General features: G+C 49.2%; 11 protein-coding genes. 10 read left to right on the forward strand and 1 reads right to left on the reverse strand.

The features are described 5' to 3' along the window. Positions 1–12: 12 nt before the first annotated feature. From MRBLPE1_RS16545 to MRBLPE1_RS16585, 9 genes are all read left to right on the forward strand, one after another. Positions 13–1176 carry a PLP-dependent transferase gene (locus tag MRBLPE1_RS16545; protein ID WP_364147092.1) on the forward strand — a complete coding sequence of 388 codons (1164 nt, stop codon included), beginning with the start codon at positions 13–15 and terminating at the stop codon, positions 1174–1176. A gap of 3 nt (positions 1177–1179) precedes the next feature. After that, the gene (locus tag MRBLPE1_RS16550; protein ID WP_364147095.1) at positions 1180–2352 is read left to right on the forward strand and encodes a trans-sulfuration enzyme family protein; all 1173 of its coding nucleotides are present in this window, start codon (positions 1180–1182) and stop codon (positions 2350–2352) included. A 166-nt stretch (positions 2353–2518) separates the two neighbouring features. After that, the gene (mqnC, locus tag MRBLPE1_RS16555) at positions 2519–3655 is read left to right on the forward strand and encodes a cyclic dehypoxanthinyl futalosine synthase (protein ID WP_364147097.1); all 1137 of its coding nucleotides are present in this window, start codon (positions 2519–2521) and stop codon (positions 3653–3655) included. Positions 3656–3832: 177 nt separating this feature from the next. Then, a complete protein-coding gene (locus MRBLPE1_RS16560; RefSeq protein WP_364147100.1) occupies positions 3833–4765 on the forward strand; it encodes a putative sporulation protein YtxC in 933 nt (310 codons plus the stop codon). A gap of 435 nt (positions 4766–5200) precedes the next feature. Then, complete coding sequence (thrS, locus tag MRBLPE1_RS16565) at positions 5201–7138, forward strand: threonine--tRNA ligase (RefSeq protein WP_364147103.1); 1938 nt, start codon at positions 5201–5203, stop codon at positions 7136–7138. A 61-nt stretch (positions 7139–7199) separates the two neighbouring features. Continuing rightward, positions 7200–7799 carry a 3D domain-containing protein gene (locus MRBLPE1_RS16570; protein WP_364147106.1) on the forward strand — a complete coding sequence of 200 codons (600 nt, stop codon included), beginning with the start codon at positions 7200–7202 and terminating at the stop codon, positions 7797–7799. Positions 7800–7859: 60 nt separating this feature from the next. Beyond that, entirely contained in the window at positions 7860–7988 is a 129-nt protein-coding gene (locus MRBLPE1_RS16575; RefSeq protein WP_255314595.1) for a hypothetical protein, read from the forward strand. A gap of 294 nt (positions 7989–8282) precedes the next feature. Beyond that, complete coding sequence (locus MRBLPE1_RS16580) at positions 8283–9449, forward strand: methyl-accepting chemotaxis protein (RefSeq protein ID WP_364147109.1); 1167 nt, start codon at positions 8283–8285, stop codon at positions 9447–9449. Between the two features lie 80 nt (positions 9450–9529). Then, positions 9530–9913, forward strand: coding sequence for a hypothetical protein (locus tag MRBLPE1_RS16585; RefSeq protein WP_364147112.1), 384 nt, complete (start codon positions 9530–9532; stop codon positions 9911–9913). Between the two features lie 65 nt (positions 9914–9978). On the opposite strand, the gene MRBLPE1_RS16590 is transcribed toward MRBLPE1_RS16585, so the two are convergent. Then, a complete protein-coding gene (locus tag MRBLPE1_RS16590; RefSeq protein WP_364147114.1) occupies positions 9979–11274 on the reverse strand; it encodes an ammonium transporter in 1296 nt (431 codons plus the stop codon). Between the two features lie 270 nt (positions 11275–11544). Between MRBLPE1_RS16590 and liaF the strand changes: the two genes are divergently transcribed. Next, complete coding sequence (liaF, locus tag MRBLPE1_RS16595; RefSeq protein WP_364147117.1) at positions 11545–12564, forward strand: cell wall-active antibiotics response protein LiaF; 1020 nt, start codon at positions 11545–11547, stop codon at positions 12562–12564. Positions 12565–12568 lie beyond the last annotated feature (4 nt).

A 12568-nucleotide genomic window follows, 5' to 3' on the forward strand; every position in this document is an offset into this window, starting at 1 on the left:
TGCTAATTTACAATGAAGATTGAAAGCCATTTAGCTCAAATTGGATCGGTTAAAGAGCCTGTCACCGGCGCAATAAGCTTTCCCGTATATCAAGCAACAGCATTTCGTCACCCTAAGCTTGGACAAAGCACGGGATTCGATTATGCGCGGACAAAAAGCCCGACTCGAGCAGTGCTTGAGGAAGCGGCCGCGCAATTAGAGTCTGGCGATGCGGCTTTTGCCTGCAGCTCCGGCATGGCCGCTTTGCAAACGATTTTTGCATTGTTCAGCCAAGGCGACCATTTGATCGTATCGCTTGATTTGTACGGCGGTACATATCGCCTGCTTGAGCGGATTATGTCTAGATTCGGCGTGACTGCGTCTTATGTGGATACGAACGATATCGATGCGATGGCGACGCTGTGGACACCAAACACGAAAGCGGTGCTGATTGAAACGCCGACGAACCCGCTCATGATGATAACGGATATTAAACGCGTAGCGGCATGGGCGAAGTCGAAGGGTTTGCTTACGATTGTCGACAATACGCTGCTTACGCCGTTCTTCCAGCGTCCTATCGAGCTTGGCGCTGACATAATCATTCACAGTGCCACCAAATATTTGGGCGGCCATAATGATGTGCTGGCTGGTCTCATCGTAACGAAGGGCAAAGAGCTATCCGACGAAATGGCATTCCTTCACAACTCGATCGGCGCGGTGCTTGGACCTCAGGATTCCTGGCTGCTTATGAGAGGGATGAAGACGCTGGCGCTTCGCATGGAGCGCCATCAGTACAATGCGACAACCATTTCGAACTATTTGCTTGAGCACCCGGCTGTCGAAGATGTTTATTATCCTGCTCTGCCGCATCATCCCGGCCATGAAATTCAGAACAAGCAATCATCGGGCAATACGGGGATTTTCTCATTCCGTCTCAAGGATGCCCGTTATATCGAGCCGATTCTCCGCCACATCAAGCTCATTGCTTTTGCGGAGAGCCTTGGCGGCGTAGAATCGTTAATGACTTACCCGGCCGTTCAAACGCATGCGGATATTCCGCTTGAGATCCGTCAAGCCATTGGCGTGGATGACCGCCTGCTTCGTTTCTCTGTCGGTATTGAGCATGCGGATGATTTAATCGCTGATCTTGCGCAGGCGCTGGAAGCCGCAAAACGCGAGATCGAGGAGGTTCAATAACCGATGAGCAACGAGACAAACAATAAGAAACCTCAGGATCGGCGTTTTGCGACCAAGCTGCTTCATTTTGGCGCTGAGATCGATGAACAGACGGGCGCTTCAAGCGTACCGATTTTTCAAGCGTCTACGTTCCATCACCATGATATTTTCGAGCCGCCGCAATATGATTACAGCCGTTCCGGCAATCCAACCCGTCAAGCGCTCGAGGATTATATCGCACTGCTTGAGGGCGGAGCACGCGGCTTCGCATTTGCCTCGGGCATGGCCGCGATCTCGACGACGTTCCTGCTGCTGTCCCAAGGGGAGCATGTTATCGTGACGGAGGATGTATACGGCGGAACGTACCGCTTGCTTACATCGATTTTGGACCGACTCGGCATTGAATCCACTTTTGTGGACATGACCGATTTTGAAGCGGTTAAAGCGGCGCTTAAGCCAAATACGAAAGCGGTCTTTATGGAGACGCCTTCGAATCCGACGCTCAAAATCACGGATATTGCCGAGACCGCGGCATGGGCGAAGGAGCACGGGCTGCTTACCATGCTTGACAATACGTTTATGACTCCTTACCATCAACGCCCGATCGAGCTTGGCGTCGATATTGTGCTGCACAGCGCGACGAAATTTCTAAGCGGGCACAGCGATGTACTTGCCGGCCTTGCCGTAACCGCCGACGAAGCACTGGGCAAGCGCCTGAAGCAGCTTCAAAACGGCATGGGCACCGTACTTAGCGCACAGGAGTCTTGGCTGCTGATGCGCGGTATGAAGACGCTGCAGACCCGGATGGAGCACAGCGAGCGCAGCGCGCGCAGATTGGCGGAATGGCTCTCGGAGCATAAGGAAGTGACGGCCGTTTATTACCCTGGACTGCCTAACCATCCCGGCCGGGCCATTCACGAGAAGCAATCGCTTGGTTATGGAGCTGTCGTTTCCTTCGACGTTGGAAGCGGAGAACGCGCAAAAGCCATGCTTAATAAGGTTCAAATACCGCTTGTAGCGGTAAGCTTGGGCGCGGTAGAGAGCATTCTGTCTTATCCGGCGATGATGTCGCATGCGGCGATGCCAAAAGAGGTTCGCCATGCCCGCGGCATTACGGACGGCTTGGTCCGTTACTCGGTGGGCCTTGAGGACATAGAGGATCTGATCGAGGATTTAGATAACGCGCTTCGTGCCTAAAAGGGATGAAATGCAAGAAAAACACGGTTGTTCTTAGGAACACGCCGTGTTTTTCCTTATTTCAAGGCGAGAGAGCATCATTTGGCATGTGACTTCAACCAACGATTTATGATAGGATAAAGTGATCGATTGTTAACTAAGAACGGGAATAAGGAGGTCTTGCGGAATGGGAACGTTAGACCATATTTTGGATAAAGCATTGCGCGGCGAGCGAATTGCGCTCGAAGAAGGCATGGAGCTGCTTGCTTCAGATCAGATTGAGAAAATGGGGCATGTAGCCAATCAGATCATGCTGAGACATCATCCAGAGCCAATCACGACCTTTGTCGTTGGCCGGAATGTGAATTATACGAACGTATGCGATGTTTATTGCCGCTTTTGCGCCTTTTATCGCGCGCCGGGCTCAAAGGAAGGATACGTCCTGCCGGATGAGACCATATTGAACAAAATTCAAGAGACCGTCAATGTTGGCGGTACGGAAATTCTAATGCAAGGCGGAACGAATCCGAATTTGCCGTTTACGTATTATTTGGACCTGCTGCGCAAAATCAAACAGCATTTTCCGGATATTACGATGCATTCCTTCTCTCCTGCGGAAATTCAGAAGATGAAGGTCGTTTCAGACGGCCTTTCGCTGGATGAAGTCATACGGCAGCTGCATGAAGCCGGCCTTGATTCCTTGCCGGGCGGCGGAGCTGAAATATTGGATGACCGCACCCGCCGCAAGATCAGCCGGATGAAAGGCTCATGGACGGACTGGATGGATGTCATGAAGTCCGCTCACCGCCATGGGATGAACACAACGGCTACAATGGTGTATGGACTTGGCGAAACGGTTGAAGAGCGTGCGCTGCATATGCTCCGCATTCGAGACGCGCAAGATGAATGTATCGCGAACAAATATGATTCCACTGGATTCTTGGCGTTTATTTCTTGGCCATTCCAGCCTGACAATACGAATCTTAAGCTCGAGAAAGCTAAGCCGGAAGAGTATCTGCGGATCGTTGCGGCAAGCCGCATCATGCTCGATAACATACCGAATTTCCAATCGTCATGGGTAACGATGGGACCAGAGATGGGTAAGCTTTCTCTCTCCTACGGCTGCAATGACTTCGGAAGCACGATGATTGAAGAAAATGTCGTTTCGGCAGCCGGAACTACGCATAAAGTGAATATCGAACTTATTCTTGAACTCATTCGCGAGGTTGGCAAAATTCCAGCCCAGCGGGATACGAAATATAATATTTTGAAAATTTATAACGAAGCGGATAAAGCTGATCTTGATTTTGTAATGCAAAACTAAGCTCGCTTCAGGCAAAATGAATAGAAAACTCGACGTTTGTTTAATGTTCCCCCTTTACCGGACGGAGCATTGGACAAACGTTTTTTTGTTTGCATGCTTCCCTTACATTCCAATGTCTTCATCGTATATCCCCGTACGCGGCACCATATACTGATAAGGAAGGAAAGGGGTGAGCTTATGGAGCTATTCACGGTATCGTTACCTGCAAGTCTCCAAAAGTCAGCAAATAAATTAATGGATCTATTGAAGGAACAAACGCTCGTCGATTTACATATCGGCTCGACAACGGATCAACCTGAAGTCATCGAGTTTTTACAAATATCCGAACTTGAAGTTCGGTGTCAGGCTATATTGCCACATTTTCAGCTAAAGACCCATAGTCAAACCGTTTATCATGCTGCAGCGTTAGCGGTTGCCGAATTTGTTGTCAGCGAATTGGAGCCGGGTATGCTGGCTGCGATTATTCGCAAAAAGTATCGCAACAATCATGCGGCGGATGCCGCCGCGATCGAAAAGTATTGCCATGATTTGCTTCACGGCAAGGAGTGGGATGGACTTGGTACCAAATTCCTGGATGCAGACCGGTTACGGCGCAAAAATAAAGTGGCGGCCGAAGTTGAACTATTTCTGCAAGAAAACACCCAGCTGAACGTGAAGGGTTTTACCGCCTTCAGGTTGGAGCCTTACCGCAAGGAGTTAGCCGAGGTGGTTGAATACGCCTTGGACGAATATGTGTTAGATAAACAATACCAGGAGTTTATTTCCCTGTTAAAATATTTCGTGTTTCTGCAGGACACGAAGCTGCCTATGGTGCATTTGCTGCATAAAGGCGGACATGATTTCATGCTTTACGACAACGGCTTTCAGCCGCTTGACCCCAATCCTCCATCGGACCGGATCGTAGCGGAAATGCTTGAAACGGAGATGAATATTGAGGATATGGTAATCAGTTCATTGATTGCCGTATCTCCAAAACATATCACGATCCACACCAGGCAGCCTGATATGCAGGTTATCCGCACGATTGAAACGATTTTTGACCAGCGGGTAACGATTTGCGTGCAATGCGTATCCTGCAGCAGCAGCTTGGATGAGCTCGTTCAGCCGTAGAGGAATGGCCGGGTATCGTTATACCCTTGACCAAACGGGAAAGTCAAGCTATAATGACACACATATACGTTGAAATCAGCAATGACAAAGACATGTGTCTGCTTGTGATATTTGGTCCAGAGAGAGGAAACTCGGCTGTAATTTCCTTCCGTAATGTCTGCAGATATACCCCTTTGAAGCTGTATAGCCCAACCTGCGGCGCTCATTCTTTGAGATATGCCACGGCAGTATGCTGTACCGGAAATCTCCGTTACCAGATAATACGAGGACTGCAGAGCTTGCTTCACAGAAGCTGGCGCAGTCGAAGTAGGGTGGAACCACGAGCACACAAGCACTCGTCCCTTTTTAGGGATGCGTGCTTTTTTTGTGTTCTTTTTTGCTTGTGGAAACGGAATGCGGCGATTCGCTTGCTTACAAATTGGAGGATGAACAATAATGGCCATTCAAATCACATTGCCGGACGGCGCAGTTAGGGAATATGCTGCCGGCACGACGATTGAAGAAGTTGCGGGCTCTATCAGCCCGGGATTACGCAAAAATGCAATTGCAGGAAAAATAGACGGCAAGGTTGTTGACGTTTATACGCCTATCGAGGCTGACTCGGCAATCGAGATCGTAACCGTGGAATCGGCTGACGGCCTAGAAGTATATCGCCACAGTACAGCTCACTTGCTCGCGCAGGCGATCAAGCGCATATATGGAAATGCCAATGTGAAGCTCGGAATCGGTCCAGTCATTGAGGACGGCTTCTATTATGATATCGATATGGAGCAATCCTTGACGCCGGAGGATCTTGTAAAGATCGAGAAGGAAATGGAAAAAATCGCACAGCAAAATCTTGATATCCGTCGCCGCATTGTCAGCAGAGACGAAGCGCTGGCGATTTTTACCGAACTGGATGATCATTTGAAGCTGGAGCTTATTCGCGATCTTCCTGCTGACTCGGTTATTACGATGTATGATCAAGGCGAGTTTTTTGACTTGTGCCGCGGACCCCATTTGCCGTCTACAGGCCGCATCAAAGCCTTTAAGCTGCTAAGCGTGGCTGGTGCATATTGGCGCGGGGATTCCAAAAACAAAATGCTGCAGCGGATCTACGGAACGGCTTTCCCTAAGAAAGCGCAGCTTGACGAGCATCTGCACTTCCTTGAAGAAGCGAAGAAACGCGATCACCGCAAACTGGGACGCGAGCTAAAAATGTTCACGTTCTCGCGCGAGGTAGGTCAAGGCCTGCCGCTTTGGCTGCCGAACGGCGCGAAGCTGCGCAGAACGATGGAGCGCTACATTGTTGATCTAGAGGAAAGATTAGGTTACGAGCATGTTTATACGCCAGTGCTTGCGAACGTAGAACTTTACAAAACCTCTGGACACTGGGAGCATTACAGCGAGGATATGTTCCCGAAAATGATCATGGATAACGAAGAACTGGTGCTTCGCCCAATGAACTGCCCTCACCACATGATGGTGTTCAAAAGCGATATGCGCAGCTACCGTGACCTGCCTGTAAGGATTGCTGAGCTTGGAACGATGCACCGCTATGAGATGTCGGGCGCTCTGACCGGCTTGCACCGCGTACGTGCGATGACGCTGAATGATGCCCATATCTTCTGCCGTCCGGACCAAATCAAGGAAGAATTCGCTCGTGTAGTTAACTTGATTCGCAAAGTGTACGAGGATTTCGGCATCAAAGAATACCGTTTTCGCCTATCCTACCGCGATCCTAAGGATACGGAGAAGTATTTCCAAAATGACGAGATGTGGGAAATGTCGCAGCGGATGCTTCGCGAGGTTGTAGAGGAGTTGGAGCTGCCTTTCTTCGAGGCAGAGGGCGAAGCGGCTTTCTACGGACCTAAGCTTGACGTTCAAATTAAAACGGCGTTAGGCAAAGAAGAGACGCTGTCTACTGCACAGCTCGATTTCTTGCTGCCTGAGCGTTTTGAACTTGAATATGTCGGCGAGGATGGCAAGAAGCATCGTCCAGTCGTTATCCACCGCGGCATTATCAGCACAATGGAAAGAATGACTGCGTTCCTGCTTGAAAACTTCGCAGGCGCGCTGCCGCTGTGGCTCTCGCCAGTACAAGCGAAAGTGATTCCGGTATCGACAGCCTATGAGGGTTACGCCCGCAAAGTAGCCGAACAGCTGCAGGAAAGCGGAATCCGCGTGGAAAGCGATCTCCGCAATGAGAAGCTGGGCTACAAAATTCGCGAGGCACAGCTGGAGAAGGCGCCGTACATGCTCGTCGTCGGCGAGAACGAGATGCAGGCGGAAGCCGTATCCGTGCGCAAGCGCGGCGAAGGCGACCTGGGTGCGATCCCTGTCGCGGAGCTGATTTCGCAGCTTCAGAAGCAGATCGCGGACAAAGAACAATAAGAAATAACGCATAAAGCTTGGACCATTGGGGCATTATTCTTCTGAGGAGGAAGTAACCCAGATGGTCACAAGCTTTTTTTATATCAGAAAAGGTCTTACCGCGTTGCTGCTCATCGCAGTCATCGTGATCGGTTTAAATATTACGAGATGCTCGGCGCAAGCCGAAGCCTCATCGCCAAAGCCAAACGATGTAGCGGGTAAGAGCGCTAGTTTGGCGAAATCAGGAAAGACGGCAGCTTCCAAAAAGGAAAAGCCCGATACGGTTGAGGTTATCGCTACAGGCTATACTGCAGGCGTGGAGTCGACGGGAAAACGTCCGGGACACCCGCTGTACGGCATAACGTATTCCGGCGTGAAAGTGCGCAGGGATCAAGTCTCGACCATCGCTGCGGACACGAAGCTTTTCCCGATCGGAACGCTGCTGTATATTCCCGGCTACGGATATGGCGTAGTGGCGGATACGGGATCGGCTATAAAAGGAAAACGTATCGACTTGTATTTTGAAACGATCAAGCAGGTTTACGAGCAGTGGGGCAAGCGCACGGTACATGTAGAGGTACTTCGGATCGGAACAGGGAAGCTCTCGCAAGCCTGGCTTAATAAAATAAATCTGGCAATCGAAGCCGGAAAGCCTATCCCGCAGACGTATTTAGAGTCGTAAAAAGATCGTATAATAAACGGCGAATTTGCCATACTATCTTTGAACGGGGAGGTGATTACAATGGCTAAAAACAAAAACAATAAAGCCCAAAACAATCAATACAATGCAGAATTCGCCGAAGAGTTTAACCAAAATAACGCTGCCGGCAAACAAGCGGCAAACACAGCTCAACAAAAAGCTGAGAAGTAATATTTTTTGCCATGCAATGACGTGAAATGAAGAGGAACCCCAGCGGTTCCTCTTTTCTTTTGCCCTATGCTGATATATAATTTAGGGAAATTTTGTATCAGCAAGCGAGAGGGGCTTAATACCTGACATGAGTACCGCAACCAGGTGGTTTTCACGCAATCCTAAAGTTCAGTCAGCTGAAGCGCAAAGCATGGAGGAGCGTGCTCGAATGACACGCTTGTTAAACGAGTCCGTCGTTATTTCTGACCAATTAAACGCCGCGGTAGACGAGGTAGATCAATCAGCACGCTTGCCATGAACCGAATCGAGGAAGCGTTCTCCGCGCTGCAGGAGGTAGCCTCCGCTGCCGAACAAATTAGCGGGGCTTCCTCTCATTTGAACGCAAAGAGCAAAGAGACGAAGGAAGTCGTTCTCGATGTCTGCCGTTCGCTGACGAATACGGATGAGGTCATGAATGAGCTCAGCAAAAATAACCGTTCAATGGATGAGCATATCAGTCAGCTGATCGAGCAAACCTCCCATATAAATGAAATTAATCAATTTATACAAGAAATTGTCTCTCAAACGTCTTTGCTTGCGCTTAATGCCTCCATTGAAGCTGCGCATGCCGGGGAATATGGCAGGGGCTTTTCGGTCGTAGCCCAGCAAATCAAGAAGCTTGCAGAGCAAAGCGGAGAAGCTGTTAAACGTTCTACCGCGATCGTAGAGCAAATCGAGCATGGGGTAAAACGGGTAGTGAATGCGGTTGATTTGGAAAAGCTGTCCGTTGAACGCGGAGTAACGGAAATGGCTGTTAACCGCGAGCGCATGGATGTGATTTTCTCGAGAATCGTAGAGGTGGACGAGCTGGTTGAACAGACGAGCGCGGCCAGCAAACAGCAAACCGGTCATATGGCAGATTCAACGCTGATGCTCAAGGATGTCGTTCATTCGGTCAATGAAACGCTGCAAAGCGTGGACAGCACGCTTCAAATGAATCAGCTGCAGCGCGAGCAAATCGGAAACATGAACCGCATCAGCCGTAACCTCAAGCGATCATCCTCGGATTTGTCGCTGGCCGTTGAGCAAGTAGGCATCCGCAGGGCTGACCAGGAGGTAAAGGTGAACGTCGCGGCCATACAAGAATGGCTGCGAACAACCGCTGCAGATCCGCGATTAACGGCTTTGGATAGAGCAGAGCATGAAACCAAGCTGACCTCGTTGCTGCGAACGAAGACGGAGATCGAAGCGATTTGGTCTAATCGATTGGATGGTTCTTTTATATTTTCTTTGCCGGAAGCCGGTTTGCTGAATGCAAAAGGTAGGGAATGGTGGAAACGGGCAATTGCAGGGCAAGTTTTCCAGTCGGAAGTTTACGTATCGGCGATAACGAAACAGCTCTGCTTGACGGTTTCAGTTCCAATTCTTGAAGCGCATGGCAAAGTGGTCGGGGTTATTGGCGCAGATATTTCCATCTCGTAAAAAATAGTTTTCAATGGCTTTAATTTGTTGTATTATTATTTATGTAAGAAATAATAACATGACAAGATAGGTGAATTCTCATGACAGATCCAATTATTCATTCAGGCTTTGTAATTGCTGCCCATCATCGTAAAGCGGGCGAGGTTTTTCCTTTTATTGATGCCTACGTTGCTAAGAAAGAGCAGGAAATAGCCGAAATTGAACAAATGGTTGAGCGTTATGAGAAAAGAAGGATGATGGAAGACCGCGCTTATCAATCGATGTCTACACTCAGAAGAATGCTCACGGGTAAGAAACCTGATCACCACCTGGCTGTTGAATATATTCATTTTGTAAGAAAACCGATGGAAAAGGTTCGCGCGCTTCGTTTGGAAATTGAAAGTGCCCGTTCCATCAAGAACGTATCTGCTCCGACGGATATTGTTACCGTGTCTTACGAACTCGCCAATGAGATGAACGAATAACAGAGCGAATCATGCATATAAAGAAGAACCGTCTAAGCCCCTGAGGCATAGACGGTTCTTTTGGTTTATTTGCTGCTTTTTAACTGGTCAACGTCGAGGAAGTCATGCTCCTGGCTGTAAGCAGGAACGCCGTGGATGCCGACATCAAGTCCAATAAGCTCTTCATCCTTGGAGACTCGTACTGGCATAATCTTGCGAATAAGCCAAAGCGCTCCCCATGTCAATAGAAATCCCCATACCGATACGATGACTAATCCGAGCGCCTGAACGCCAAGCAGGTTCCAGCCGCCTCCGTAAAGCAGTCCGTAATATCCTTTGCCTACGCCCTCAGTTAATTCCGGCATTGCGAACAAGCCGACCGCAAGGGTGCCGATGCTGCCGCTGACGCCGTGAACGGCAAAGGCGCCGACGGGATCGTCAACCTGTTTGCTCTCCAGCCATTCGGTAACGAGCACCATCGCAATTCCCGATACGGCTCCGATACCGATGGCGGCGATATCGGAAACGAAAGCGCAGCCGGCCGTTATACCGACAAGACCGGCCAGCGAGCCGTTGATTACCATCGGCGGATCAGCCTTCTTGTAGCGGAACATTGTAAACAAGATGCAAGTTGCTCCGCCTGCTGCGGCGGAAAGCATCGTTGTAATCGCAATGTGGCCGATGGAACCGTTTGTTGCGCTGAGCGTGCTGCCCGCATTGAAGCCGAACCAGCCGAACCAAAGGATAAAAGCGCCAACGGACGCAAGCGGAAGATTAGATGGCGGTACAATGTTTACTTTGCCGTCTGCGCTGAATTTTCCGATTCGCGGGCCAATAAAGATGGCGGCCGCCAGCGCTGAAAAACCGCCTAGAGCATGAATGACGGCTGACCCGGCAAAATCGATCATGCCAAGCTTGCCCAGAAAGCCGCTGCCCGACCAGACCCAGTGTCCGGCTAGCGGGTAGATGAAACCGGTCATAGCAATCGCTAACAAAATATAGGCTCTAAAATTAATTCGTTCTGCTACCGCTCCGGAAACGATAGAAATAACCGCGATGACAAACGCGCATTGAAATAACCAATAGGTTTCATGAGTAATATTTAATTCAATGTGCGACAGGTCTCCGCTAATGAGGAAGCCGGTTGTGCCGATTAAACCGCCAGCATCCTGTCCGTACATGAGAGCGAATCCAAAAAAGTAAAATACGAGTGCGCCGAAAGCGATGTCGACAAACACCTTCATGATAATGCTGACGGCATTCTTCTGCCTGACAAATCCCGCCTCAAGCAAAGCGAATCCGCCTTCCATGAGCAAGATCATGGCTGCTGTCAAAACGACCCAGATCGTATCCAGTCCTTTTGACAGTTCGATAACGTCCATTGCTTCATCTCCGTTCCTAATGTCGTGCATAGCTGTCTCTATTCTCCTAATCCGTTCATCATTATAAATAGAAGAAGTGAGCAATGTCAACGTTCTAGGTGATGTTTTATAACGCATGTTAGGTTTGAATTGGATAGAATCAACAAAAGCTCAGTCTAGAGACGGATAGCGATTTCAATCGGTCGTCCCTTTTTCTATGGATTGCGGTCCGTTATACTAAGATTATCAAAAATTATCAAACCACGATGGAACGTAAGGAGCTGGGGCCGCTTGAACGGGAATTTCGCAAACCGGTTATTCACCGGATTAGTCATCATTGCAGTTGGCGTATTGTTTTTGCTTAGGCAAACAGGTCACGTGACCTTTGATTTTGGAGATCTTTTTTCAACGTATTGGCCAGTGATCCTTATCATAGTCGGTATTCGAGGTCTGTTATCCTCCCGGACTCATGGCTCAGGCTCAAGCTGGTGGGGAGCCGTTGTCCTGTTAATCGGATGCGTGTTTCTGGGTCGCAATTTAGAGCTGTTCGCTTGGTCCATCGGTGACATTGTTCCTTATATTTGGCCAGTGGCCGTAATTTTAGTCGGAATTAATTTGATTTGGAGGCCGAAATCGAAGCGCCAAACTCCACCGGCGGATGATTGGAAGCCGTACCGTCCTTATCCGGACGAAGACTCGGTTCCGCCGGCGCCTCCGCTGCATCCGGATCCTACAAAAATTGCCATTCCAACGCCAGACCGGGAATTAAAGCAAGAAGACGCCGGACAAGGTCGGCATCAGGATTATTCCCACAGTAAAAAAGAGTTCAAGGAATGGAAGAACCATCACAAATCCGAAATCAAAAAAAATGCGCAGGAATGGAAACGAAACCATAAGGAGCATGTGGAGTGGTGGAACCATGGCGACTCCAACGTGCAGACGCGCTCGGGCTTTATTGGCGATATTCACATTGGCCATGATTATTGGGATTTGAAACCGCTCAATATTTCCCATTTCATTGGTGACACGGTGCTCGATTTAACAAAAGCGCAGGTAGCGCAGGGCGAAACCAAAATTCATATTTCTTCCTTTATAGGCGATGTAAAAGTGTATGTGCCTAATGACTACGAAGTAGGCGTTCAGGTCGTATCAAGCGCTTTTATCGGCGACGTGAAGATATTAGGGCAAAAAGAGGGCGGTTTGTTTACGAATATTAATATTCAATCGCCTTCGTACATCGAGACGGACAAAAAAATTAAGCTGATCGTCAGCACGTTTATCGGCGATGTGCGTGTCACGAAGGTTGGGTGATTTC

Source organism: Paenibacillus sp. LPE1-1-1.1 (genome assembly GCF_040676435.1).
Lineage (GTDB): Bacteria > Bacillota > Bacilli > Paenibacillales > Paenibacillaceae > Pristimantibacillus.

What these genes read in the sequence shown, in the direction of transcription:
- MRBLPE1_RS16545 (WP_364147092.1), top strand. Translation starts at nt 13, where the DNA reads ATGAAGATTGAAAGCCATTTAGCTCAAATTGGATCGGTTAAAGAGCCT.
- MRBLPE1_RS16550 (WP_364147095.1), top strand. Translation starts at nt 1,180, where the DNA reads ATGAGCAACGAGACAAACAATAAGAAACCTCAGGATCGGCGTTTTGCG.
- mqnC (WP_364147097.1), top strand. Translation starts at nt 2,519, where the DNA reads ATGGGAACGTTAGACCATATTTTGGATAAAGCATTGCGCGGCGAGCGA.
- MRBLPE1_RS16560 (WP_364147100.1), top strand. Translation starts at nt 3,833, where the DNA reads ATGGAGCTATTCACGGTATCGTTACCTGCAAGTCTCCAAAAGTCAGCA.
- thrS (WP_364147103.1), top strand. Translation starts at nt 5,201, where the DNA reads ATGGCCATTCAAATCACATTGCCGGACGGCGCAGTTAGGGAATATGCT.
- MRBLPE1_RS16570 (WP_364147106.1), top strand. Translation starts at nt 7,200, where the DNA reads ATGGTCACAAGCTTTTTTTATATCAGAAAAGGTCTTACCGCGTTGCTG.
- MRBLPE1_RS16575 (WP_255314595.1), top strand. Translation starts at nt 7,860, where the DNA reads ATGGCTAAAAACAAAAACAATAAAGCCCAAAACAATCAATACAATGCA.
- MRBLPE1_RS16580 (WP_364147109.1), top strand. Translation starts at nt 8,283, where the DNA reads ATGAACCGAATCGAGGAAGCGTTCTCCGCGCTGCAGGAGGTAGCCTCC.
- MRBLPE1_RS16585 (WP_364147112.1), top strand. Translation starts at nt 9,530, where the DNA reads ATGACAGATCCAATTATTCATTCAGGCTTTGTAATTGCTGCCCATCAT.
- MRBLPE1_RS16590 (WP_364147114.1), bottom strand. Translation starts at nt 11,274, where the DNA reads ATGGACGTTATCGAACTGTCAAAAGGACTGGATACGATCTGGGTCGTT.